This is a genomic window from Hadarchaeum sp. (SeqCode) (genome assembly GCF_049969415.1).
Classification (GTDB): domain Archaea; phylum Hadarchaeota; class Hadarchaeia; order Hadarchaeales; family Hadarchaeaceae; genus Hadarchaeum.
On the sequence record NZ_JBMFOX010000002.1, the window covers coordinates 53,699 to 75,234 of the forward strand.

The 21,536-nt window shown below is 50.3% G+C and carries 25 protein-coding genes; 13 read left to right on the top strand and 12 right to left on the bottom strand.

The window, feature by feature from the left end; translation table 11 throughout:
* Nucleotides 1–29: 29 nt before the first annotated feature.
* Nucleotides 30–2,867, bottom strand: coding sequence for a DEAD/DEAH box helicase (locus ACP5PX_RS01005; RefSeq protein ID WP_428083083.1), 2,838 nt, complete (start codon nt 2,865–2,867; stop codon nt 30–32).
* 59 nt (nt 2,868–2,926) lie between these two features.
* Between ACP5PX_RS01005 and ACP5PX_RS01010 the strand changes: the two genes are divergently transcribed.
* From ACP5PX_RS01010 to ACP5PX_RS01020, 3 genes are all read left to right on the top strand, one after another.
* Nucleotides 2,927–3,442 carry a GTP-dependent dephospho-CoA kinase family protein gene (locus ACP5PX_RS01010; protein ID WP_428083085.1) on the top strand — a complete coding sequence of 172 codons (516 nt, stop codon included), beginning with the start codon at nt 2,927–2,929 and terminating at the stop codon, nt 3,440–3,442.
* Between the two features lie 97 nt (nt 3,443–3,539).
* A complete protein-coding gene (locus ACP5PX_RS01015; RefSeq protein ID WP_428083087.1) occupies nt 3,540–3,896 on the top strand; it encodes a 30S ribosomal protein S24e in 357 nt (118 codons plus the stop codon).
* A 2-nt stretch (nt 3,897–3,898) separates the two neighbouring features.
* Nucleotides 3,899–4,066, top strand: a complete 168-nt coding sequence (locus ACP5PX_RS01020; RefSeq protein ID WP_428083089.1) for a 30S ribosomal protein S27ae — start codon at nt 3,899–3,901, stop codon at nt 4,064–4,066.
* On the opposite strand, the gene ACP5PX_RS01025 is transcribed toward ACP5PX_RS01020, so the two are convergent.
* On the bottom strand, nt 4,056–5,255 hold the full coding sequence (locus tag ACP5PX_RS01025) for a hypothetical protein (protein WP_428083091.1): 1,200 nt from the start codon (nt 5,253–5,255) through the stop codon (nt 4,056–4,058). The genes ACP5PX_RS01020 and ACP5PX_RS01025 overlap by 11 nt on opposite strands.
* Before the next feature lie 230 nt (nt 5,256–5,485).
* Here ACP5PX_RS01025 and ACP5PX_RS01030 point away from each other — a divergent pair, with 230 nt between their 5' ends.
* The 5 genes from ACP5PX_RS01030 to ACP5PX_RS01050 all read left to right on the top strand — a co-directional run bounded on the left by ACP5PX_RS01030 (nt 5,486) and on the right by ACP5PX_RS01050 (nt 8,480).
* Nucleotides 5,486–5,908 carry a YkgJ family cysteine cluster protein gene (locus tag ACP5PX_RS01030; protein ID WP_428083093.1) on the top strand — a complete coding sequence of 141 codons (423 nt, stop codon included), beginning with the start codon at nt 5,486–5,488 and terminating at the stop codon, nt 5,906–5,908.
* A 22-nt stretch (nt 5,909–5,930) separates the two neighbouring features.
* Nucleotides 5,931–6,212, top strand: a complete 282-nt coding sequence (locus ACP5PX_RS01035) for a hypothetical protein (protein WP_428083095.1) — start codon at nt 5,931–5,933, stop codon at nt 6,210–6,212.
* 84 nt (nt 6,213–6,296) lie between these two features.
* Nucleotides 6,297–6,776 (top strand): cyclic pyranopterin monophosphate synthase MoaC, encoded by a 480-nt coding sequence (gene moaC / locus ACP5PX_RS01040; RefSeq protein ID WP_428083097.1) that lies wholly within the window; start codon nt 6,297–6,299, stop codon nt 6,774–6,776.
* Entirely contained in the window at nt 6,728–7,243 is a 516-nt protein-coding gene (locus ACP5PX_RS01045) for a MogA/MoaB family molybdenum cofactor biosynthesis protein (protein ID WP_428083099.1), read from the top strand. The genes moaC and ACP5PX_RS01045 overlap by 49 nt, the downstream gene beginning before the upstream one ends.
* 1 nt (nt 7,244) lies before the next feature.
* Nucleotides 7,245–8,480: a molybdopterin molybdotransferase MoeA gene (locus ACP5PX_RS01050; RefSeq protein WP_428083101.1), complete on the top strand. Its 1,236-nt coding sequence runs from the start codon at nt 7,245–7,247 to the stop codon at nt 8,478–8,480.
* Nucleotides 8,481–8,482: 2 nt separating this feature from the next.
* Here ACP5PX_RS01050 and ACP5PX_RS01055 read toward each other — a convergent pair whose 3' ends face one another.
* Complete coding sequence (locus tag ACP5PX_RS01055; protein ID WP_428083103.1) at nt 8,483–9,529, bottom strand: hypothetical protein; 1,047 nt, start codon at nt 9,527–9,529, stop codon at nt 8,483–8,485.
* Nucleotides 9,513–9,878, bottom strand: coding sequence for a hypothetical protein (locus ACP5PX_RS01060; protein ID WP_428083105.1), 366 nt, complete (start codon nt 9,876–9,878; stop codon nt 9,513–9,515). The genes ACP5PX_RS01055 and ACP5PX_RS01060 overlap by 17 nt, the downstream gene beginning before the upstream one ends.
* Nucleotides 9,879–10,107: 229 nt before the next feature.
* On the opposite strand from ACP5PX_RS01060, the gene ACP5PX_RS01065 reads away from it, so the two are divergent.
* Complete coding sequence (locus ACP5PX_RS01065; protein WP_428083107.1) at nt 10,108–10,632, top strand: nitroreductase family protein; 525 nt, start codon at nt 10,108–10,110, stop codon at nt 10,630–10,632.
* Nucleotides 10,633–10,645: 13 nt separating this feature from the next.
* Here ACP5PX_RS01065 and ACP5PX_RS01070 read toward each other — a convergent pair whose 3' ends face one another.
* The gene (locus ACP5PX_RS01070) at nt 10,646–12,244 is read right to left on the bottom strand and encodes a DNA topoisomerase I (protein WP_428083109.1); all 1,599 of its coding nucleotides are present in this window, start codon (nt 12,242–12,244) and stop codon (nt 10,646–10,648) included.
* 122 nt (nt 12,245–12,366) lie between these two features.
* Here ACP5PX_RS01070 and ACP5PX_RS01075 point away from each other — a divergent pair, with 122 nt between their 5' ends.
* A complete protein-coding gene (locus tag ACP5PX_RS01075; protein ID WP_428083111.1) occupies nt 12,367–12,825 on the top strand; it encodes a single-stranded DNA-binding protein in 459 nt (152 codons plus the stop codon).
* A 48-nt stretch (nt 12,826–12,873) separates the two neighbouring features.
* Here ACP5PX_RS01075 and ACP5PX_RS01080 read toward each other — a convergent pair whose 3' ends face one another.
* Nucleotides 12,874–13,290, bottom strand: a complete 417-nt coding sequence (locus ACP5PX_RS01080; protein ID WP_428083113.1) for a Tfx family DNA-binding protein — start codon at nt 13,288–13,290, stop codon at nt 12,874–12,876.
* A gap of 110 nt (nt 13,291–13,400) precedes the next feature.
* Between ACP5PX_RS01080 and ACP5PX_RS01085 the strand changes: the two genes are divergently transcribed.
* Nucleotides 13,401–13,955 carry a nucleotidyltransferase family protein gene (locus ACP5PX_RS01085; protein WP_428083115.1) on the top strand — a complete coding sequence of 185 codons (555 nt, stop codon included), beginning with the start codon at nt 13,401–13,403 and terminating at the stop codon, nt 13,953–13,955.
* Here the strand turns inward: ACP5PX_RS01085 and ACP5PX_RS01090 are convergent.
* From ACP5PX_RS01090 to ACP5PX_RS01105, 4 genes are read right to left on the bottom strand one after another with little or no spacing between them, the layout of a single operon-like run.
* Entirely contained in the window at nt 13,939–14,733 is a 795-nt protein-coding gene (locus tag ACP5PX_RS01090) for an XdhC family protein (protein ID WP_428083117.1), read from the bottom strand. The genes ACP5PX_RS01085 and ACP5PX_RS01090 overlap by 17 nt on opposite strands.
* A gap of 51 nt (nt 14,734–14,784) precedes the next feature.
* The gene (locus ACP5PX_RS01095) at nt 14,785–15,315 is read right to left on the bottom strand and encodes a DUF2179 domain-containing protein (RefSeq protein WP_428083119.1); all 531 of its coding nucleotides are present in this window, start codon (nt 15,313–15,315) and stop codon (nt 14,785–14,787) included.
* A gap of 25 nt (nt 15,316–15,340) precedes the next feature.
* Entirely contained in the window at nt 15,341–16,429 is a 1,089-nt protein-coding gene (locus tag ACP5PX_RS01100) for a 4Fe-4S binding protein (RefSeq protein ID WP_428083121.1), read from the bottom strand.
* 4 nt (nt 16,430–16,433) lie between these two features.
* A complete protein-coding gene (locus ACP5PX_RS01105; protein ID WP_428083123.1) occupies nt 16,434–17,780 on the bottom strand; it encodes an amidohydrolase family protein in 1,347 nt (448 codons plus the stop codon).
* Between the two features lie 94 nt (nt 17,781–17,874).
* Between ACP5PX_RS01105 and ACP5PX_RS01110 the strand changes: the two genes are divergently transcribed.
* Complete coding sequence (locus ACP5PX_RS01110) at nt 17,875–18,087, top strand: histone (protein WP_428083125.1); 213 nt, start codon at nt 17,875–17,877, stop codon at nt 18,085–18,087.
* A 15-nt stretch (nt 18,088–18,102) separates the two neighbouring features.
* Nucleotides 18,103–19,431, top strand: coding sequence for a dihydroorotase (locus tag ACP5PX_RS01115; RefSeq protein WP_428083127.1), 1,329 nt, complete (start codon nt 18,103–18,105; stop codon nt 19,429–19,431).
* Here the strand turns inward: ACP5PX_RS01115 and ACP5PX_RS01120 are convergent.
* Nucleotides 19,420–20,745 (bottom strand): hypothetical protein, encoded by a 1,326-nt coding sequence (locus ACP5PX_RS01120; protein ID WP_428083129.1) that lies wholly within the window; start codon nt 20,743–20,745, stop codon nt 19,420–19,422. The genes ACP5PX_RS01115 and ACP5PX_RS01120 overlap by 12 nt on opposite strands.
* On the bottom strand, nt 20,745–21,443 hold the full coding sequence (locus ACP5PX_RS01125) for an acetate--CoA ligase family protein (protein ID WP_428083204.1): 699 nt from the start codon (nt 21,441–21,443) through the stop codon (nt 20,745–20,747). Before ACP5PX_RS01125 ends, ACP5PX_RS01120 begins: the two co-directional genes overlap by 1 nt.
* Between the last annotated feature and the right edge of the window lie 93 nt (nt 21,444–21,536).

Consider the following 21,536-nt stretch of genomic DNA (forward strand, 5'->3'; position numbering starts at 1 on the left):
CGTCCTCTTCCGAGTAGCTGAAATGCCGTTCAGGCGTCCCAAAAGCGCCTGGTGCGGGAATAAATTCTTTCCGCTTGGAGTATGGCTCGGTAAAATTTTTCATCCGATGGGTTGTTGCGGAGAATTCTGGTCGCCGTCTGCGGCCCGATGCCACGGCCGGAGAGAGCGATTATCGCCCGTTTACCATAGGTCAGGACCAAGTTCGCGGCTTGAAAAGCCTTCTTCAATAGGCGTTCCTCCTCCTTGTTGAGCTTTTTTCCAGCAGCTTGCTTTCTTATTGCCGATAAAACCAAATTGCTCTCTCTTGGCAGCACGGTGATCAGCTTGGCCCCGCACTTCTTGCAGACGGGCGGATCCTGAACGCGGCCGACGCGGGTGGTAGCAGACCAGCCATTGCAGTTAAGGCAGTAAAGCCTGACGACCTGCTGGTCCAAGCGACGCATTAGCGCACGGACAATCTCACGTTCCGCTCGCTTGGGTAGGATTAATTCACCACCCGAGATTTCGTTCAGAACGGGCCAAGCCAACGGTGTCGGGCTTTCGCCGCTAAACGTGGAAATCCTGATTTTTCCGGATTGCAGCAGCCTGAATATTTCCACTGTTTTCTCGGCGTCCAATTTCTCGATCATCGTCTCCTTTAGGGCTTCTTCATAAATTGGCGTGCCTTCAAAATGTTTCACTAGACGGCGTAGGTTTATCTGGCCTAGTTCCGCGTCCCTCTTTATTGCCCCGAATCTCTTCGCTACCTGCACCAGACGCCAGCGGAAAATGGAGCTGTCTTTTAAGGTTATTTTCAGGAGTGGCAACAGGTAATCCGGTTTCAGTTCCGTGATAATATTCTTAACGAGATTTGGATCGGCTTCAATCGGCAACTTGAAGGCGATTCGGTAGGGGTCAACTTTAACCGCGACGCTCGCCCCAATTCTAGCCGTCAGCAAGGCCGCAATCACCAGCGCCAGGGTCTGATTGACGAGGCTGCCGAAGCAGGCGTGCAGGACCAAGAAATTCTCGCTGGTTTCAATAAGTAGCAAATCATGGCAGGGGACCGCTCCTGAGGTGACCTGCTCGCTGACCTGTTCCACCAACCAACCCGCCGCTGGTTCGTTTACGGGATATTCTCGGCAAAGTGTTGCGACTATCTCTTCGAAGTTTTTACCCTCCTTGAGAAGTTGGGAGATTTTTGATCGGAGCGAACCGACCTCAAAAGCGACTTCAAATGGAACCGGGATTAGTTCTCCCTCCCAAGCAGGGATGGCTCCGAGAAGGTCGTTGCTGGGCTCAACTAGAACCTGTCTCCGTTCATCGTCAATCTCGATTATCCTCCAGACTTCGCCCTTCATTATGAAATTTAAATCCTGAACACCACAGGAGGCGACGAATTCCTCATCTAAGGAACCAACGGTTTTTCTGGAGGCGATGTCCTTTATAGTGTAGCGCCGGGTGTCCGGTATCATCGACAAATTGGTGAAATAATAAGAAAATCCGGGCCGGCGGAGGCTGAAGCTATCTTTTTCCAACCGCACCATACCTTCGGAGCCAAGCTGTCTCAGGACAAGTTGGGCGGAATCGACGTCTAGATCTCGGTAAGGCTGAGCTTTCCTTAACAACGTGACCGTCTCTTCGATATTACTCCTGCCTTGGTCTAAGGAGATCCCAACCAATTGGTGGGCCAGCACGTCCAGCGCCAGAAAGTGGAATTTCTCCAACTCCAGTTCACCTAACATGGCCTTCTTGCCGATGACCATCGCCTCAGCAATGTCATCCGGGTTGGCTGCAATTACGATTCCCTCGGAAATGGCCTCCGCACGGTGACCTGAGCGTCCTACCCTCTGGACCAGTCTGACCACCTGTCGCGGTGACATGTACTGTATAACCAAGTCTACCGCCCCGATGTCTATTCCAAGTTCCATAGAGGAGGTGCAGATGAGACCCTTCAAACGGCCGCTACGGAATCCCTCCTCGGCCTCTATTCTGATATCCCTGGCTAAGGAGCCATGATGGATGCCTACCTTCAGCGATGGGTCCAGTAGTTTTAACCGAGATCCTAGCGTTTCCGCCGTCTCCCTCGTGTTGACGAAGATCAGGACTGAACGATATTTGTTAATTAGTTCATGGAGTCTTCTCAGCCTAGCCGCCATCGTAGGTTCTACATAGAGACGTTCCGCAAGAGCAACGTCATCTTTGGAGGGGATTGGGCTCTCAACTTTAATTTTAATCTCCTTCTCCATTGAGGCGTCTATAATCTCTACGTGGCGATTCGAGCCGGCTAAAAACCTTGCTACCTCGTCTTTTGAACCAACAGTGGCCGAGAGTCCAATGCGCTGGAACTCTCCAGCGATTTTAGCGAGTCGTTCCAGACCTACGGCAAGCTGAACACCTCGTTTGTCCGGGGCCAGCTCGTGTATTTCATCTACAATTACCCAGCGCACGGCTTTCAGGTGCTTTCCAATAATTTTGCCCGGGATTATGGCTTGAAGAGTTTCCGGCGTCGTGATTAGCATATTTGGTGGTTCAATTGTCTGCTGCTGTCGTTCACCAGCCGTTGTATCCCCGTGCCTGACTGCAAGGGTAATCCCTAAATTCTTGCAGAGGCGCATAAGCCTCTTGAGCATGTCCCTGTTAAGCGCCCGCAGCGGCGCGATGTAGAGTATCTCGATTCCGGCATCTCGTTTCTGTGAGAGGTGGAGGCTGAACACCGGAAAAATGGCGGCCTCGGTTTTTCCGGTCCCCGTGGGCGCAATTAACAGCACATTTTTTCCGCTTAGAATCGCGGGGATGGCCAGCTCCTGAGGCTTGGTTGGGCTGTTTATACCCAGTTCCCGGATTGCCAGCCTTACGGGCTCCATCATTTGGGAAAAAACATCCATTTTATTCAGCTCAAACGATGTATTTAATTGAAGTTATAAATCAAACGATGTTGATCCAGATGTGTGAGAATAAACCGCTGAAGTTGCCCGAAAATTTGCGTCCGAGACTTCAGTCCCCGCTAGGTCGGTTGTTTACTCATATTACCGATGTTTTTTACCACATCCAGAAGGTTAGGCCTACCCGGTTGATTACTGTTGGCGACATGGTAACCTCTTGCTTTCTTAGCGCTGGATTTAAGCCCGACATCGCCGTGGTGGATTTAACCCTAATGAGGTCTCCGGTCAACGAGAAGATCAAATCTCTAATAGATTCTTTTGAGGCCAACGTGGTTAAAGTCGAAAATCCTGCCGCCACGATAACTCCGGAGCTTTGGCGGGCGCTGGAGTCAGCAAAATCTCCCACCAAGATAATCGTGGTTGGTGAGGAGGATCTCGCCACCATTCCTGCGGTCCTCACTTCGCCTGATGGGTCGGTTGTGGTATACGGGCAACCTAGACAAGGGGTTGTTTTAGTTGAGGTCGATGAAAAAAAGCGTCAAGAGTTTCGTGAGATTCTGAGCCATTTTGTGAGGTGATTAGGACTATCGGCTGGCTCTACTATGGTGCCTCAGGCCAAATAATTTAAAACGTTGAGTTTATTTTAGTATAGCCTTATTGAAGAAAGGGATGAAAATGAAAGTTGAAGTGATCAAGAGGACAGAAAACCCATTGCTTAAACGGGTCGAGGTTGAGTTTAGAATAGATCACGCCGGAGCACCGACACCAAGGCGACTTGAGGTCAAGTCGCAGTTAGCCGCCCTGCTGGGAACGTCCGAAGACCTCTTGGTAATCGAGAGGTTGACCAGCACGCACGGCCGCCAGATGGCAACAGGTGTGGCGCGGGTTTACAACACGCGCGAGCAACTGGAGGCGATGGAGCCCAAGTATTTGTTAAAGCGCGGATTGCCTAAGGAGGAAAAGGCCGCTGAGGCTAAGCCGGAGAAAAAGGCGCCGCCGGCAAAAAGTGAGTCAGGTAAAGGAGAGGGTTAACTATGGGTAAGAAGGTTAAGGCATCGAAATCAAAGCTCTACAAGTTGGATGGAAAATCGGTTAAGCGTCAGAGACCTCAGTGCCCCCGCTGTGGGCCGGGAGTTTTTATGGCGGACCACAAAAACCGATGGTCCTGCGGCAAATGCGGGTACACGGATTTTAAGAAGTGATTTCTATCTTTGTGCCGAGGAGTTCACCGGCCGATTTCTGCAGAACATTCTTCTTAGAAACCAGCTCCTCGAGCATATCTCTGATTTTACTTTCGAGCTGTTCAATGGCATGCAGGGATTCCTTTCGCTCCTCTTCCAGCTTTTCTATCAGGTTTTCAAGTTTAACAACTTCTTCAAATAAGGGATTTTCGGAATCCCTTTTCATATTTTCAGCATTTTCCATCAGCATAGCTAGGTTCTTCTTGACTTCCTTTAACCTAGAGGGCAGAGAATGTGCTGCGGCTTCTAGGTTTTTCATTTCTCGTTTGTCTAGACCTATCTTACCACAACCGGCGAGTTCGAGAGTTCTCCGAAGAAGTTTATCAAAAGCGTTTAGGTTATCTTCTGAGGAGATTAGCTCTCCAGGTTCGTTTATGCAAATTTCCAGTATCTTCTCTAATTCAGGAACCGTCTGAAGTTCACCAGCCTTTAAGCTCTTTTCCAGCTTTCGGAATGGACGGTTTAGCTCGGAAATCAAGCAGACGGTACTTTCCCTCGCTTTGCTTATTTCGTGCCGTGTTCTCTCAAGTTCACCTGCCAAATCAGTTGCCCTTTTGAATTCCGGGCTTACTTTAATCCGAGCGATTTGAGAAGCAATTTCGTTGATTTCGATCTCAAGTTTTTTGACTTTATCTTGCAAATGGGCGATGTTCCCTTTGATCCTTTCCATCTCCATTTGGGTCAGCTTATAGGACGAAATTTCCGAAATCAGTCCATCTAAAGCGTTTATTTCAACGATTATGTGGTTGAGGGTTGGTTGAGTTTGAATGATTAACTCGTTCAGTTTGCGCAGGTGGAACTCAAACTCAGCGTATTTTTTTCCAAAAACTGCTCGCACATAGCGTCCATGCGCTTTCATCGCATCGGCGATAATGGAGGTCGCTTTCGAAATTTTTTCGTTGAATTTAAGGAGAGAATCTGCAGTGAACTCTTGCGGGCACTCCATATTGGCGATGGCCCGCGAAATCTTTTCGTAAAAGAGCTTTCTCGCCTCCGTTGCCGATTTTACCAATCCGTGATGAACCTCGTCCTCTGGCTCCGATTGATAAAGATCTTTCAGGCTAAGAGAAAGCGGGGTACGTATTTTATTAATCTCTACAACCAGTGCGGCCAGTTGCGGCTTATTTTTTTCGATTTTTTCCTCCTTCATCCTTGTGGCACGGTTTCGCAGGGAATCTGGGTCTAGCCTTTCCAGAACAGGTTCGGGTGGTTGCGGTTTGCTGAAAATTCTCCTCAAGAACATTGATACAAATAGTCCTCCAATGTTTTTTTAGTTTATTGCAGCAGTCGCTCATTTATGTCGTTGAACCGCGTAAAACTTTGGTTTTAAATCAATTTAAAAACGAAAAAGTTAAATGTTATGTCTTAAGATGTTTAACTATGCATCTTCTAGTGCCGAGAAACGTACGCTTTGAGTGCCAGCGATGTGCCAGATGCTGTGGTGACACATCGCACCGTGGTAGAAATTTGCTTCTGACCAAGAGTGAGGTGGAAGAGATTTCCGAAAGGACCGGCTTGAACCCACTTTCCTTCGCCACGCCCATTTCAAACAAAGGAATTTACCAATACAGGATGAAAAAGCGCGGGGGCAAGTGTATTTTTTTAGATGGTAAAGCATGTCGGATTTATGACATCCGCCCCTTGGTTTGTCGTTTTTATCCCTTTTCGGTTTGTAAAAAAGATGAAAAATACGTTTTCAATTTTGCTGAGGACTGTCCCGGTATTGGTTTGGGCGATGTGGTGGCGGAGGATGTTTTTGAAGAGTTAGTCACCGAGGCGCAGTTTAAATTAAGGACCAGCTAAATAATTGTTACTGGTGGTTTGAATGAGGGAGGCCCCGATTTACCTAGAAGAAGATGAAGACGATTTCGAGAGTGAGGAAGATCTTTCCATGGAGATCAAGAGAAGCGTTGTCGAGTTTGTCGTTAGGAGATTCGGGCTGTACAGTTCAGCTGACATCGCCAAGGCCCTGAACTGGAAGGTCAGAGAAGTCAATCGGGTTCTGAAGCATCTGGAGTGTTCGGGAAGAGTTAAGCGCGAAAAGATTGGGAAAACCTTCATTTGGATGCCGGTTGAGGAGCGCCACATCAGCCCCATGTACTACTAGCGCCACTGGGTCAACAATTTTTTGCCCGATTCTAACACCACCCAAACTTATATTTTGTTTCAGTGATTTCTCTAAAGTGATGACATGGTTCGCATGGTCGACATAGGGCATAAGGAGGCAGTACCCAGAATGGCCCGGGCCAGCGGCCTTATCCGACTTAAAGCGGAAACCCTGAAAAAAATAGAGGCTAGGGAAGTCCCGAAGGGAGATGTTCTTGCGGTCGCACAGACGGCGGCGATAATGGCTGTGAAGCGGACAACCGAACTGATTCCACTTACTCACCCCATTCCGATAACCGGCGTTGACGTTGACCTTAAAATCGAAGAGAACGGTGTCCGTGCCGAGGTGGAGGTAAGGAGCCTCGGGAAGACCGGAGTTGAGATGGAGGCCTTGGCCGGAGTGATTGGGGCGCTTCTCAGCGTTTGGGATATGGTAAAGGGTTTGGAGAAGGATGAGGCCGGCCAATATCAGACAACTTGCCTCGAGGATATTCGCGTGGTCAAGAAGGTGAAAGGTTGGGTTTCGAAGAGCACAGGAAAAAAGCGCCGAAAAAGCTCAGGATAGCCGTGTTGGTGGTCAGCGACACGAGATCGGCGGCAATGGCGAAGGGATTGGATGAGGATATCTCGGGCAAGATCATCGTACAGAAGGCTCGCGAGGCCGGCCACGAGGCGGTGAGGACGATAGTCCCCGATGAAAAGGTAAAGATTCGCCGGGCCGTGACGGGGTTCGTGTCCGATGCCAGAATTGACGCGATAATAATTACCGGAGGCACGGGAGTCGCGCGGAGAGACGTAACAATTGAAACAGTGGCTCCGCTCTATGATAAGGAGCTCCCCGGCTTTGGAGAGATTCTTCGCAGGGTCGGCTATGATATGGTGGGAACACCTGCTTTGCTCACACGGGCCTCCGCAGGCATCATTAAGGGAAAACCAGTATTCTGCCTGCCTGGGGCACCAAACGCGGTTGAGACGGGCATGGGCATAATTCTTCCTGAACTGGGGCACATCATCAAGCATGCACGTGAGTAAGATGTCAGTCAGGATGCGCGGGTTCTCCCAGTACACTAGGCTTTCGGAGGCGCTCAAGGTAATACTCTCGAAAGTTCAACCGCTCGATCCGGAAAGCATACCTCTGGAAAAAGGATTAGGAAGCGTTCTAGCCGAGGACATTGTTTCCGAAGTGGATATTCCTCCATTTGACCGTTCCGCTGTCGATGGCTACGCAGTCAGGGCGGAGGATACCTTTGGGGCCAGCGCACAAAAGCCAGTAGAACTACGCGTGGTCGGCTCCGTTGAAATCGGCGTTCCGCCAAAGATTGGTCTGAAAAAAGGCGAGGCAGCGAAAATAATGACCGGCGCCGTGATGCCGCGCGGCTCTGACGCCGCGGTGATGGTTGAGAATACTAAGTTGGATGGTACTAGGCTTAAGGTTTTCGCGCCTGTAACCCCAGGTAAGAACGTCTCCGCCAGGGGTGAGGATGTCCGCGCTGGCGAGATCGCTTTGGCAAAGGGGCAGCTGCTCCGCCCGCCAGAGATAGGATTGTTGGCGGCGATGGGCAAGTTAAGGATAAAAGTCGTTAGAAGACCTGTGGTCGGTGTCTTAGCCACAGGCAGTGAGCTGGTCGAGCCTGGGAAAAAACCGCCCCCAGCTAAGTTGGTCAACGCAAACACCCATTCATTATCTGCATGCGTTCAGAGCTGTGGCGCTGTGCCTAAGAGTTTAGGGATTGCTCCAGATGATCCTGAAGTTATCAAGACGATTCTACGCCGAAGCACTGTTTACGATATGGTCATCGTTTCTGGTGGCAGTTCCGTGGGGGAGAAGGATCTGGTTCCCGATGCCATAGCCGAAACCGGTGAATTGCTTTTTCACGGAGTGGCAGCTCGACCCGGGAGCCCCTCGGGTTTTGGAATCGTTCGGGGAAAACCGGTTTTCGCTCTTTCAGGTTTCCCAGCGGCAGCGCTCGTGGGATTTGAGCTTCTGGTCAGACCGGCCCTTCTGGCGATGCAGTGTTTGCCGCCGGATTACGGTCGTTGCCGCATCCATGCTAAGCTGGCGCGCAAAGTTAGCTCCACCTTGGGTCGGCTGGAGGTGGTAAGAGTTAGCTTAAGGAGGGATAAGGGGGCAATTTTGGCCGAACCGATAGCGATAACGGGCTCCAGCGCTTTCAGCTCCCTGACCCGGGCCGATGGGTATGTCATGGTGCCGGAAAACGTTGAGAGGCTTGAGGCAGGGCAAGAGGTCGAGGTGGTGCTGTACTCTTAGGATTAGATAAGCGGCTTGAGTTCCGGCGAGGATTGGAATACAAATCCCGGCGTGTTTTCCACTTCCCACCATGGAAGCATTTGGTAAAAGATGTTATAGTTACCGAACTGAACTCTCCAAACAGGATAGGTTGATACGTTCGTGGTCACTGCGGAGGCTTGGATTTTTGCGTCTGAGGGTATGGCCACGATCAAGTTATCACTGACCTGGCTCCATGTTCTCGATCTCAGATGTTTGAGCACCGCTTCTGGTGAGTACAGCCAGCCGGTCAGATAAGCGTTGTCTGGTGAGGGACAGGAAATCCAGGAAAAGTTGTCCTTAAGTTCAACATTTTCCAGAAGTTCCACAACCCACCAGTTTTCGATAGCCCCGACCTTGGTTAGATTTTCCCTGCCTTCGGCGCGATTGATGGTAGTTTCGTCACCTTTCCTGATTTTTATCAGAATTGAGTCTGTATTTTCCCACACGTACGATACCACGATGACGTTTTCTCCTGAATGTGATCCCAAGGCGTTGAAGTAGGCTGCGGCTATGGCAGCGGCCTCTTTGGGAAACTGCTTGGAGAAGTGATAAAATTCGGGGGGCTCGGTGGGGGTGATTTTAACCACTTTTTCCGCCTTGGCCTCGATCGGTGAGGCGCTGGCGATGATCACATCACCATTGAACATGAAATAGACTTGGCCTCCGGGCGAGAATTTCCCGTCCTCTACAAGAATGGTCGAGTTAACTACGGCTGAATAAGAGGAACCCGACCTCCTTCCAGCCAAAATGCTCACCACAAAGATGCTGTTTTCCTTTACGCTTATGGAGTAGGTACTGCCCCCCAAGTACTCGGGTAGATTGATCGAGTGCAGGCCGCCTGATATTGAGGCAAAGGCGGTTTTGGCCAGTTCATCCGCGAGCGATTCAGCCTGCTGGTCAACCAAGGCGTTAAGCTGCTGGTCGTAGACAAAAAGGAACAGAGCGGCGAAAAGGATGGCCAGAATTGCGCCGAACAGTATTATCAGAGGAAGGTTGTGAGCGCCCTTTTCCTCAAGTTTTGCCGACATACACCCCCTCCTCAACACGGCGAATGATAAGGTTTAAATTTTGCCCGCTGTAGACCGGCCCGCTAACCGGAATGCCTACGGGAAAACTCTTTGCAACACCGCCGATTTTAATCGATACTGCGTTGTCAGAGAAGCTGAGTTCACAGCCAGCCGGAACGAAGATCTGGATATATTCAATCGACCCCACGTCCTGAGCCGCCATGGCTTGGATTCTTTCAGCTAGGAGTTGGGCTCGGTACTCAAATTCCCTCTCCGCAGCCCCTTGCTGGTAGCTGAAATACATGGTGAAGCCAATGCCAATGAAAACGGCAGCGAGAACGGCCATGGCTAGGTAGTCTAGGGCCTCCATGCGATCAAAGTTAATCTCGTCAAATGTTCTAAAAGGGTTAATGTGATTTCCAATTTTGTCGGCCATTCGGTTTGGTGAAGTTTGGCCAAGACCTAATGAAGCTGTGAAATCATCTTAACTCTAGGCGAGATGGACCCAGCATGTTGAAAAATAATGTGTAAGAAGAGTTTAGTTCGCCCGACCAGAAATAAAAATAAGATTCAAGAGCTTACTCAAAATTGTGGTTGGGATGGAAGCCATTGAGGCCATTCGGTTGCGGAGGTCGATCAGGTCGTATGAAAGGAGACCGGTCCCGAGGGATAAAATTGAAAAAATTCTAGAGGCCGCCCGTTTAGCACCTTCAGCGAAGAATGTTCAGCCTTGGTACTTCGTTGTGGTAACCGATGACGAGAAGAGGGAGAAGATCGCTAAAAGCGGCAGGTTCGCCGGCTTTATCAAGGAGGCCCCGGTTGTGATTGTGGGCTGCGGTGATACCAAGGCCTCGCCAAAGTGGCACGTGGTCGACGTTTCCATCGCGATGCAGAATATGGTCATCGCGGCCACGGCGGAGGGATTAGGGACCTGCTGGGTGGGCAGTTTTGACGAGCTTTTGGTTAAGGATATTTTGAAAATCCCGGAACACTACAAGGTGGTTGCCCTTCTGGCGTTGGGTTATCCTCGCAAAAAATTTGACTTGACGGCAAAGCTGCTCCACTTCACCCGCAGAAAGAAGCATTTAGATCAGATTGCAGGATTCGAGGAGTTCCAAGGCTGATTTAAGAATATAATTAACCGCTCGGGCCGCTTGGTGGATTGTCGTTATCTTCATCGGCCCAGGCGTACTTTCGCTGTAACGTCTTGGGATAGTATTTCCTCCAGTCGTATCCAACCTTCTTGGCCCAGCTAACGAAGGCCCGGGGATCGATGTAGCTCTTGAGCGAGGTCCCGAGATTGTAATCTTTGGTGGCGGTCGCGAGCTCCACCTTCAGCTTGGCTTCCTTTATCTTTTCTTTTAGTTTTTTTATCTGTTTTTCACGCGCAGCCGTTTTCGGTTTTTTCATGACTTCTTCCAGTTTGGTTTCAAGCGTCCTTACCCTCTCCTTCTTTTTTTCTAGCGAGGTCTCCCAGTTTTTCGGAAGCTTCCTCTTGTGGTTGCAGGTGATTGCCGCTTCGAGGTTGGCCAAGGTGGCCACATATTTCTTTTTGAATTCAGGGTCCTCGGGTTTCACCTTGCTCTTGTTAAGACACTCCCGGACCACCTTGGTGGCATGGTAGGTTCGGAAAACCTTGGCCGTCAACCATGGGGCCACCTCGCCCAGAAAATCATTTACCATCTCCGAGCGGATGCCGTCGAAGATTGGTTCGTCGGGTCCCTTGATAAATGACTTCAGGTTTCTGATGACGACGGGCGGGGGCTTGATGCTTTTGGTCCACCTCACGGCGTCCTTCCCCAAAAAATCGAATTTCACCGTGTTCGAGTCCTCGAATTGAACGTGACAGCCCCGCAGGGTTGTGGCGCCCACAGTGTCGGCCTCATCCTCATCCTTTTCATCACCCACTCTCATCTTCAGCGTATCGATAAGATAGGCAACGGTAGCTATTTTGCGGCGCATGATATCTTCCGATTCCAGATTTTCGTTTATGTGCTTCCGGACCTTGTCGATGCTTTTTTCCAGTTCATTGGCCTTGTCGAACTTGTCCTTCTCCCGCTCCTGTTTGAAAAAGGCGCTGTCAGCCACCCAGACGTATTTCAGTTCGCCGGTCAGCTTGTCTCTCCACTTGGCAATCCAGAGCGACTCGGGTTCGAAGACCCTGCCCCCCCAGCTATGCTCGGGAGGAGTTTCTGGCGTTGGTGCGTCATCTGAGAGATTAAGGATGATATCTTCATAAGTTACCCTTGGTTTCCACCTGCCGCGTAGCGGGTGCAATCCCCGCCCCACGAAGATGCAAGGAGGCTCCACGGTATAGTTGGCGATTTCCACTAGTTGGCCGTTTACTTCGGCGTATCCATACTTTTGTTTGTTTTCCTCCTTGGCTTTCTTCCTCGCTTCGGCGAGCTTCTTTTTTTCCTCGCGGCTCATGCTTTCTTTTTTTGCCTTTTCGCTTTCGGCCCAGCGGATAATCTCAGAGAAGTCGAACTCCTCAATAGGAACGGGATCTTTGAAGCCAAGGGCCTTTGAGAAATCTTCGCCGAAGTTTTTCACAAAAACCGGGTCCTTAACGTAATCAGTTCCCAGCTTTTTGACCCAGGCCACGGCCATCTCTTCCTGTTCTGGGGTCAGCTTTATTGTTTTTCCCCTCCACCTAATGGAGAACCCCTTTGGCTCGTAGCTGGGGATGATGACTCCGTTGTGCCGCAGCCTTTCTATTTTGAACTCCGGCGCCATATTATCAACTTATCTTAAACTAATCTTGAGGTATAAAAAACTGATTTCGGAATTTGCGGTTTTAGATTTCGTTACCAACACGCTATTTATAGTGGGAGACCATAAAGAAATCAGGCATATATATGGAACCAGCGACTGAAAGTGCTTCGGCACAAACGGTTAAGGTAAAAGATCTCACGCCGCAGTCAAGGCGAGTGAACCTCGTGGTTAAGGTGATTGGCGTGGGAGAGCCCAAGGAAATACCGGGCAGATTCGGTGGAGAACCAAAAAAGGTAGCCGACGCTCAGGTCGGGGACGAGACGGGCACGATCCTGCTCTCGCTTTGGCAGGAGCAGATCGGGTCGGTATGTGAAGGGGATGTTTTGTCGATAGAAAATGGCTACGTATCTCTGGTGCAGGGCCACATGCGCCTGAACATAGGCAAATACGGAAAGATGACGAAGACGGATCAGGAGATGAAAGAGGTTAACACTGAAGTGGACCTCAGTGCCGCGGAGCACCCACGAGAAAGCAGACCGTTTAGACCGAGGCGCGGCGGTTATCAAAGCCGCGGACGTTACGGCGGTAGCCGGAGATTCTGAGCACTTTAAAGGAGAACCTCACCTATCGGGCTTTTAGCAGGTAGGCTTTCAGAAGACCTCAACTCTGCCGTCACCGCTGACGAAGATGATAAAGTCCTTAAGGGCCTTTCTGCGTCTGAGGCCAGATGTCCCGAGGACCTTGGTTATCAGCCTTACGATTTCGGAGTAATCGTGAGATATCTTAATTTTCTTTACATCAGCTTCGTGAAAAACTTTTTCTGAAATTTCGTACACGTTGGAACCAGCCTTGGCTTCTATTTTTATGGGCCAGTCTATCATCTCAATTAACTTCAGCGTGTTTTTGGATTTCCTAATGTTCTCCTCGGCGGTTTTGGCTATTGAGCTAACGTTGGCCCGGGTTGTGTGCAGTTCTCGGGCGATCTCGCTGAGGCTTTTACCGGCTATCCTCATCTTGAGAATTTCAAACTGTTTTTTGGTCAGGTGGGTTTTTTCTAGGTCAATCATCTCGAACTCTCACGTTTTCTTTGGTTTTGCTTTTTTAATGTTTTACTTAACCGCCGCACTTGTTTTTAATAAGCCGCGTTAGAATCAATATCGTGATCGGTGCGGTTATCTTGGGTGCGGGTGAATCGAGGCGGATGGGGACCCAGAAGCTGTTAATCGAGATAAGGGAAAAACCAATGCTGGGATGGGTGGTAAGCTCCTTTCAGCAGGCAGTGGATGATATCGTGGTCGTCTTAGGACACAGGCCGGAAGTTCTTATCCCGCTTCTTAGGCAGCTGGGCGTTAAGTGGACGATTAATGTCAATTATCGGGATGGAATGATCACTTCGATTAAGGAAGGCCTGAAAATGCTGAAGGAATGCGATGCCGTTTTCGTGGCCCTGGGCGATCAGCCGTTGGTCGATGTTGACTTTCTGAAGAAGGCGATAGAAACTTGGAGAAAGGGGGCCAGAATAGTTTGTCCCATTGTCCGTGGTAAAAAGGGTCACCCCGTGTTATTCGATAAGAGTTTGTTTGACGAGATTTTGGCGCTGAGCAAAGACCAGTTCCTTAGGGACGTGATCCATAGGCACAAGGATGAGCTGAAGACTATAGAAGCGGAGGAGTGGGCAATCACCGATATTGACACGCCGGAGGGCCTTGAGGCCTTTAAAAGGAAATTTTAAGACTGTTTCCGGTGGCGCCGGGCTTTCTGCGTTCCTTTATTATCTCAGCCATGATGCTGACGGCGATTTCCTCAGGAGTTTCAGCGCCTATGTCTAACCCGACCGGAGTATGTACCGTTTTAACTTTATCCTCGGCAAAACCCTCTTCGATTAATTTTTTCAGAGTCACCGCTGCCTTTCTCTTGCTTCCGACCATCCCGATGTAAGTCGCGTTGGAGTTAATCACTGCCTTTAGGGCGTCCTCATCGTATTTGTGACCAGTAGCGATGACAACGTAAGTTTGTCTCGTAATCTCGACCATTTTCACACCGTTTTCCACAGGTTCTGGGATGACCTTAACGTATTCCGGTAAGTTTTCCTTTTTCACAGCCGGGTCGATAACGGTAACCTCAAAACCGATATCGTGGCCAAGCTTGGCTAGCTGGGCGCCGATGTTACCGCCGCCGATTATCAACAGCTTGGGTCTCGGGTTAATGACCTCGATATAGACTTCAGCCATTCCGCCGCATTTCATCCCGATGCCACCTAGTTCCTCCTCCTTCAGGGCTACGGTGAATGTTTTCGGCTTGCCCTCCTTTAGAGCCTCGAGGGCCTCGGCCACCGCACCCGCCTCCACGCAGTCCCCGCCGATGGTCCCAAATGTTTTGCCGTCTGGTAGGACGATCATCCTCGCCCCGGCCTTTCTGGGCGTGGAGCCCTCGGTCTTAACTATAGTCACTACTGCGAAGGTCTCGCCTTTTTCCAAAAGTTCGTTGATTTTTCTATAAATCTCGTGCATAGTGGCAAATTTAGTTTCTTAACGGGCTATTTAATCATTTGCCGTTTAAATCTAGATTTTTCTTTTGGTTGCTCCTCGCATGTACCCACCGTGTAGGGCGTGAACGTCCATGATGGTGTAGAATGCCTTTTTGTCGTTGGCTTCGAGGGTTTTTAAGAAGCGGTGGGTATCCCTTCTTCTCAACACGATGTTATAAACGAATTCCGTTCCCTTCAGCCCTTCTCCCTCTATCACCGTCACCCCGAATCCGTGTTTCCTGAGAACGTCGGCAAGCTTGGTCCTTTTTTGGCTTGGGACAACGTAGGCAAAGCAGTAGCCCATTGCAATTTTCTCCTCCAGATAACTGCCGAGGTAATTTCCCGAGGCAAAGCCTAAGGCAAATGCGACGATGTAATACCATCGGTCCAGCTGGGTTATTACCCGGCTCACGGCCAGCACCCAGACCATTATCTCAAAGAAGGCTGAGAAGGCCGCTATGCCTCTTCTCCCCCTGATTAGAAGGATGGTGCGAAGGGTTCCCATTGAGACATCGGTCAGCCTGGCAAAGAAAATCAGCAGTGTCCACAGAATTGCCTCTTCCATGATTTCACCAACTGTTCAGTTAGTTTTAATACCTAATGGCGCGCGTGGGGCAAACTGACACACAGAGGCCGCATTGGTAGCACCTAGCTGCGTCGACCTTTGCCACCTTACCGATAACCTTGATGGCGTTGTAGGGGCAGTGCCTCTCACAGAGCCCGCAGGCGGTGCATTTTGAGTTAATGACTTCGACTGGTTTCGGTGTCACGCGCAGAGGCTGCTCCGGGAGATGCCGCAGCGCTATGCCCTTGATGTCGTTTATGGTGTTGTAGCCCTTTGCCCTCATGAACTTGGCCATTTCATCGGCAATTATGCCGTAGATTTTATGCCCTCGAATAATCGCGGCGGTGCAGAGCTGCACCGCGGAGGCCCCGACCATGATGAACTCGATGGCATCCCTCCCGGAGGTAATTCCTCCAACACCGATTACCGGTATCTTGACCGCACGAGCTATGTCGGCCACGCATCGCACGGCCAGAGGCTTTATGGCCTGGCCTGAGAGCCAACCGTAACCATGGGGGCTCCCCAGCATAGGCATGGCGTTTTCTATTTCTATGGCGAGGCATGGGCCCAAAGTGTTGATCGCGACAATGGCGTCCGCCCCTGCTTTTTCCGCCGCTTTGGCAAACTGACCGATGTCGAGAACATTCGGGCTGAGTTTGACGAAGACAGGTATGTTGACCACTTCCTTGGCAGACTTTACGGCCTCCGCGACTGGCGCCGGGTCGTTGCCGAGATAGTGGGTGGAAAGTTCCAGTGCGTCGACACCTGCCGCCGCTACCTTGGGCGCGAGTTCTCTGATTTCCTCGGGCTTGTAACCAATGCTTGCGATTAACGGCACGCCTGCCTGCTTGGCCTTTTTGTATTCCACCTTCAACCACTGTTCCAACGGTAAATCAGACCAGAGTTCAGCGTTTAGTATGCTGTCCTTTATCTTCACAATACAGGGACGAGGCACTTGGGCCGGGGTGAGGCTCACGGTTTTGGCTACGAGTCCGCCGGCTCCTCCCTCCACGGCCAAGAGCATGCTGTTAGCATCGCGCACAGTGGGACCGGCGGCGGGCATTATCGGGTTCTTGAATTTCAACCCGCAGATTTCAACGGAGAGATCCACCATCTTCTCACCTCTTTTTTATTGCTCCTAACTTCTGCCAGAGTTTCTCGGCAGATTTTCGAGAAATCTTGATTACCTCCTCCTCTTCCATCGATAGCATCTTCCGGTCACGCATAAGTATGTTTCCTCCCACGATTACGGTTTCGACGTCTTTACCGCAGACGGTGTTGACCAGATGTCCGACCACGCTTTCCGGTACTATTGGTGTCGGTGCTCTTTTTGGGTTGATAATGATGATGTCAGCCAGCTTTCCGGGTTCAATCGAGCCGAGTTCATTTTCGAGACCGTAAAGTTCTGCACCTTTGATGGTCGCCATCTCCAGCGCCTCCATGGCTGAGACCACCCGAGGGTCCCTGAGCCCAATCTTGTGCAGCAGGAAAGCCGCCCGGATATTTTCAAAGCCGTCGAAGATATAGCCGTCGTTTCCCAGCCCAACGGGAATTCCCATCGACAGCATCTTGACCACCGGCGCCACACCGACTGCGTTCAACATGTTGCTCATTGGGTTGTGGGCTACCTTGGCTCCGGTCTTCTTGATGATGGCCAGTTCGTCATCGTTGACGTGCACGCAGTGAGCCAGCACGGCATCGGGTCCGAGAACCTCGGCGTCCCGGAGCCGTTCGATGGTTCGCTTGCCGTAGCGTTCATAGTTGTGGTATAGGTCACATAGTCCCTCTGAGGTATGGACGGTCAGCGGAACCTTGTAGCGGCTGGCCAGCTCCCGGACATATCTGAAAAGCTCGTCGGACACGGTGAAGGAGGCATGAATGCTGAACATCCCATGAACCCGATGCTTCCTCTCCTTCTTCACCTTCAGGATGAAGCGCTCATTTTCCTTGATTCCCCTTGCCCCTTCGGTGTGGGTGTGTCTTTCGGTGGCTTCAAAGGAGATTATGCCCCGCATCCCGGACTCCTCCACGGCCGCCGCAATCCTGTCGAGAACTCCTGAGAGAGCGTTGGGCCCCGAGAAGGTGTCAGCGAACAGCGTGGTCCCCGTCTTTATGAACTCAAGACATGAGATCAGGGCGCTGGCGTAGGCGTCATCCTTGGTCATGGCTTCATCCATGGGCCACCAGACCCGCTGAAGAATCTGGGAAAAGTCGGTTGGCGGTTCTATCTTGAGAGGGGCAGCCCGGAGCAGCATCCCGTAAAGATGCGTGTGCGAGCAAATGAGCCCTGGCATGACGATTTTTCCCTTGGCATCTATTACCTCCTCAGATTTACTTTTTCCAGCAAATCCCTTTTTGACGGACACGATGCGCCCCTCATCAATGGCTACGGAGCCATCGGCAATGATTCGACGATCTTTATCCATGGTCACAATGAGACCATTTTTTATCAAAAGTTCGACCATTCAACCCCTTTAGTGAAATGGTTGTGGTAGGTTTAAACCTTAATGAGCGAACAACAGGCTAAAATATCGGGATGTTTCACTAACATAAGAGAAAATGCCGGAGTTTTTGCAAGCCACCATGGTCAAGTTGATAAAGAAAGCCGCCAAGGTCCGCGTCTCGCGCGACGCCGCGCTAGAGTTGAGCATCTTGATTGAGGATTATGCGCTGCGGGTGGCCACAGAGGCACTGAAGCTCAGGGACCATCGAGGTGCCAAGACCTTAAGCAAAGAGGATATAAAAGCGGCCGCGACTGCCATAACGAGATAGACTTTGGGTGATTTTTTGGTTGGTCTAGTCTTGCGTAACGGAAGAATAGTTCTACCTGAGGGCATAGTGGATGGTGAGATCTCGGTAGACAACGGGAAAATAAGTAAGATTGCTGTTAGCGGTCTTCCCAAAGGTGAGACCGAAATAGATGTCAGGGGCAGGACGGTAATACCCGGGGTGGTGGACGTTCACGTCCATTTTCACGATAAAAAGTTTCTGAACCGTGAGGATTTTGCCGGCGGTAGCACAGCGGCCGCCGCAGGAGGAGTGACGACGGTAATCGTCATGCCTTGGGACACGCCGGTTGTTTCAGGCCCGAGCATAGAGGAGACCATAGAGTTAGGCTGCAGGATGAGCATCGTAGACTTTTCCTTGCATGCTGGCAACATGAGCCCAGAATCGATAAAGAAAGTTCCAGAGATCAACTCCTTTGGTATAAAGTCGTTTAAGGCATTTACCTGCGATCCTTACCTAATGTCCTACGAGCAAATTGAGGAACTGATGTGTTACGTTAGGGCAATCGGTGGAGTCACTTTTATACATGCCGAGGATCAGAAGACTCTAAGCAAAAATTTGAGGGCCCTGAAGAAGAGGAAAGATCCGCTGGCCCATGCCCTGTCTCGCCCAGCCGAGGCCGAAGAAAAAGCGATAAAAAAAGTCCTTAAATCAGCGGAAAGGACAGGGTGCCGCACGCATATCGCCCATGTCACCACGCGCGAGGGATGTGAAGCGATTCAAAAGGCAAAGAAAAGGGGAGTGCACGTCAGCGCTGAAACATGTCCTCATTACCTGATTTTCAAAAGAGAGGACATGGAAAAGCTTGGACCTTACTTGAAGGTTAATCCTTCCCTTAAGTCAGATAGCGATCGCGCCGCGCTTTGGCAGGCATTGGCCGAAGGCATCGTAGACATCGTCTCGACGGACCATGCACCTGCCTCAAAAGAAGAAAAGGATAGAGGATGGATCGATATCTGGGAGGTACCTTCAGGAGTTCCTGGCGTTGAGACCAGTTTACCTCTAATGCTCAGCGAGGGAGTTTCCAAGGGCAGGTTGACGCTGGAGCAGCTGGTCAACTGCATGTGCACCAAACCCGCGATACTGTTCGGCCTCTACCCGCGCAAAGGAGTGATCCAGGAGGGATCCGACGCCGACCTGATTATTTTGGATCTTAAGGAGGAGGCCCAGATATCGGCAGAGAGGTTGCACTATAAGGTGGGCTGGACGCCCTTCGAGGGCATGAGGGTCAAAGGGATCCCTGTCATGACGATCTTGAGGGGAACGATAATTGCCGAAGGAGGCAAAGTTATCGGGTCATCAGGCTATGGCCAATTTTTACCCCGTTGATTTTATGCCTTGAGGTCTTCTAATCTGTTTTCCCCAAGATTTTAGGATGCCTATTGCTTCCACGGCTTCCTCGATCTGGGTGTAGATGGGCAGGGTCGATTTGGAAACGATTTCCCTTAAACCCTCGCTATTATCGGCACAAAGCGCGGCATCGACCACGGGCTTTTCTTTGGATTTTTTGGCGACATCGGTGATTTTCCTGAGGTCGTCCATTTCGAACCGTGTGGCCTTCATTGAATTTATCATCATTATCCCGTCCACTTTTTCATCCGAGAGTAACAATTCCGCAGCCCGTTTGTATGCGTCAGCCCCAGCCGCCTTTCCCAGATTGATAAAATTGGATATTTTAGCTGCGGGGTGATTTTTCTGTAGTTTTTCTACGGTTTCGGTGGAAGGCTTGGCCAGCGAAATACCTTTTTCTAAGAGATATTTTTCAGAAAGTTCTGCAGGTCCGGTGACGTTGGTGATAATCGCGATTCTTTCTCCAAGAAGCGGTGGTTGTTTTGCCACCGCAGCGCCCCCGTTTAACATCTCGCGGACGTGGTGGGCTATTATTCCTCCCGCCTGCTTCACGGCGGCCTCCAATATTTCCGTGCCAGCAATTGTTCCGCTGAGAACAATTACAGGTTTTTCAGCAACGGCGTCAGCCAAAGTTTTTATGAATCTCCGGCCGCCCCTGACTTTTTTTAGGTAAATGCAGATGCATTTGGTTTCTTTATCCTTGGATAGATAGCTTAGGAAATCGGACTCATCGGTTCCAAAGTTTTCGTTGATATTCACCAATTTGCTGATTCCGAAGTTTGTGGCCAGACGGAGTATATTCCGGGCGATACAGCTGTCCTGTGAAATAACGGCCACATCCCCCCCGAAAATCTGCCACTTTTCGGGAACAGCGATTAATCCAGTTTTTGTGTTGATAATCCCGATTGAATCCGGACCGACGATTATCGTCGTTTTTCTCTTCATCATCTTAACCAATTCCTCACTCATTTTTTCCTCCAACTCGTCCACCATCAACAAAAGCGACTTTGGCTGGCGTGAGACCAATTTATGTAGGTTTTTGGCCAGCGATTTTTCAGGCAGCAAAACAATCGCCAGATCCAGACCAACCTTGACCATGTTCAAGTTGTTGCAGCTGCCCGGAATTTTTCCACTTAAGTCAATGAGGAAAACTTTACCTCGTTTATAGCCAGATAAATTTTGCACCAGCAGATGGAAAAGATCTGAATAGATCCTATCCTCTCCGGTTAGTTCTGAATTTCCAACTAGAAAAATCGATCTGGGTTCAAAGAGCGGTTTTAGCTCAGCTGACATTACTTGCCCTCTCCAAGGACAATCCGAGCATCCACGGCGACCGCCCCCTTACCCTTGTCGAAAACGAACACTGGATTTAAATCCATCTCGGCAATCTCTGGGAACTCATAGGCCAGTTGCCCCACCTTTTGAATTAATCCAGCCATCGCGTCGATATCCGCTGGCGGAGTACCTCGAATTCCCGCCAAGACGGGATAACCCTTTATCTCTTTGATCATTTCCTTGGCTTCTTCGATGGTAAGAGGTGCGAGCCTGAAGCTGATGTCTTTGAGGACTTCAACCCAGATTCCGCCCAACCCGAACATAACGGTGGCGCCGAAGGATGGGTCCTGTATCGCCCCAACGATGACCTCGCGGGCAGGTGGCAAGTACTCCTGTATCGTCACCCCGAGTATTCTCGCATCGGGGTTGTATTCCCGCGCATTTTTCATGATTTCATTAAAAGCCTGTTTCAGCTCCAGCTCCGAGCTTATCCCCACCATAACACCCTTGGCATCACTCTTATGGATGATATCCGGGGAGGCTATTTTTATTACCAAAGGATAATGAATTTCTCGCCCGATCCTGATCGCTTCATCAACGTTTCTGGCTAGGGCGGTGCGGCTCACTGGTATCCCCCAAGCTTCGAGCACACGTTTTGATTCTATTTCCGAAAGGTGTCGGCGGTTTTCACTTCTGACCGAATTTAAAATTTCCATTATTTTTTCCTTGTTGGACGCCAAGCGAATCACCGGGAATCAAAATTACTTGGCATTGATTCATATAAGTTTTTTTACGAGGGAATGATCGAG

Coding starts and splice junctions, on each gene's coding strand:
- ACP5PX_RS01080 (WP_428083113.1), bottom strand. CDS start 13,290: ATGATTGACCTAGAAAAAACCCACCTGACCAAAAAACAGTTTGAAATT.
- ACP5PX_RS01060 (WP_428083105.1), bottom strand. CDS start 9,878: ATGGAGGCCCTAGACTACCTAGCCATGGCCGTTCTCGCTGCCGTTTTC.
- ACP5PX_RS01125 (WP_428083204.1), bottom strand. CDS start 21,443: ATGGAAATTTTAAATTCGGTCAGAAGTGAAAACCGCCGACACCTTTCG.
- ACP5PX_RS01015 (WP_428083087.1), top strand. CDS start 3,540: ATGAAAGTTGAAGTGATCAAGAGGACAGAAAACCCATTGCTTAAACGG.
- ACP5PX_RS01020 (WP_428083089.1), top strand. CDS start 3,899: ATGGGTAAGAAGGTTAAGGCATCGAAATCAAAGCTCTACAAGTTGGAT.
- ACP5PX_RS01030 (WP_428083093.1), top strand. CDS start 5,486: ATGCATCTTCTAGTGCCGAGAAACGTACGCTTTGAGTGCCAGCGATGT.
- ACP5PX_RS01005 (WP_428083083.1), bottom strand. CDS start 2,867: ATGGATGTTTTTTCCCAAATGATGGAGCCCGTAAGGCTGGCAATCCGG.
- ACP5PX_RS01065 (WP_428083107.1), top strand. CDS start 10,108: ATGGAAGCCATTGAGGCCATTCGGTTGCGGAGGTCGATCAGGTCGTAT.
- ACP5PX_RS01120 (WP_428083129.1), bottom strand. CDS start 20,745: ATGTCAGCTGAGCTAAAACCGCTCTTTGAACCCAGATCGATTTTTCTA.
- ACP5PX_RS01105 (WP_428083123.1), bottom strand. CDS start 17,780: ATGGTCGAACTTTTGATAAAAAATGGTCTCATTGTGACCATGGATAAA.
- ACP5PX_RS01055 (WP_428083103.1), bottom strand. CDS start 9,529: ATGTCGGCAAAACTTGAGGAAAAGGGCGCTCACAACCTTCCTCTGATA.
- ACP5PX_RS01070 (WP_428083109.1), bottom strand. CDS start 12,244: ATGGCGCCGGAGTTCAAAATAGAAAGGCTGCGGCACAACGGAGTCATC.
- ACP5PX_RS01095 (WP_428083119.1), bottom strand. CDS start 15,315: ATGGAAGAGGCAATTCTGTGGACACTGCTGATTTTCTTTGCCAGGCTG.
- ACP5PX_RS01100 (WP_428083121.1), bottom strand. CDS start 16,429: ATGGTGGATCTCTCCGTTGAAATCTGCGGGTTGAAATTCAAGAACCCG.
- ACP5PX_RS01110 (WP_428083125.1), top strand. CDS start 17,875: ATGCCGGAGTTTTTGCAAGCCACCATGGTCAAGTTGATAAAGAAAGCC.
- ACP5PX_RS01035 (WP_428083095.1), top strand. CDS start 5,931: ATGAGGGAGGCCCCGATTTACCTAGAAGAAGATGAAGACGATTTCGAG.
- moaC (WP_428083097.1), top strand. CDS start 6,297: ATGGTTCGCATGGTCGACATAGGGCATAAGGAGGCAGTACCCAGAATG.
- ACP5PX_RS01090 (WP_428083117.1), bottom strand. CDS start 14,733: ATGCACGAGATTTATAGAAAAATCAACGAACTTTTGGAAAAAGGCGAG.
- ACP5PX_RS01050 (WP_428083101.1), top strand. CDS start 7,245: ATGTCAGTCAGGATGCGCGGGTTCTCCCAGTACACTAGGCTTTCGGAG.
- ACP5PX_RS01025 (WP_428083091.1), bottom strand. CDS start 5,255: ATGAAGGAGGAAAAAATCGAAAAAAATAAGCCGCAACTGGCCGCACTG.
- ACP5PX_RS01010 (WP_428083085.1), top strand. CDS start 2,927: ATGTGTGAGAATAAACCGCTGAAGTTGCCCGAAAATTTGCGTCCGAGA.
- ACP5PX_RS01075 (WP_428083111.1), top strand. CDS start 12,367: ATGGAACCAGCGACTGAAAGTGCTTCGGCACAAACGGTTAAGGTAAAA.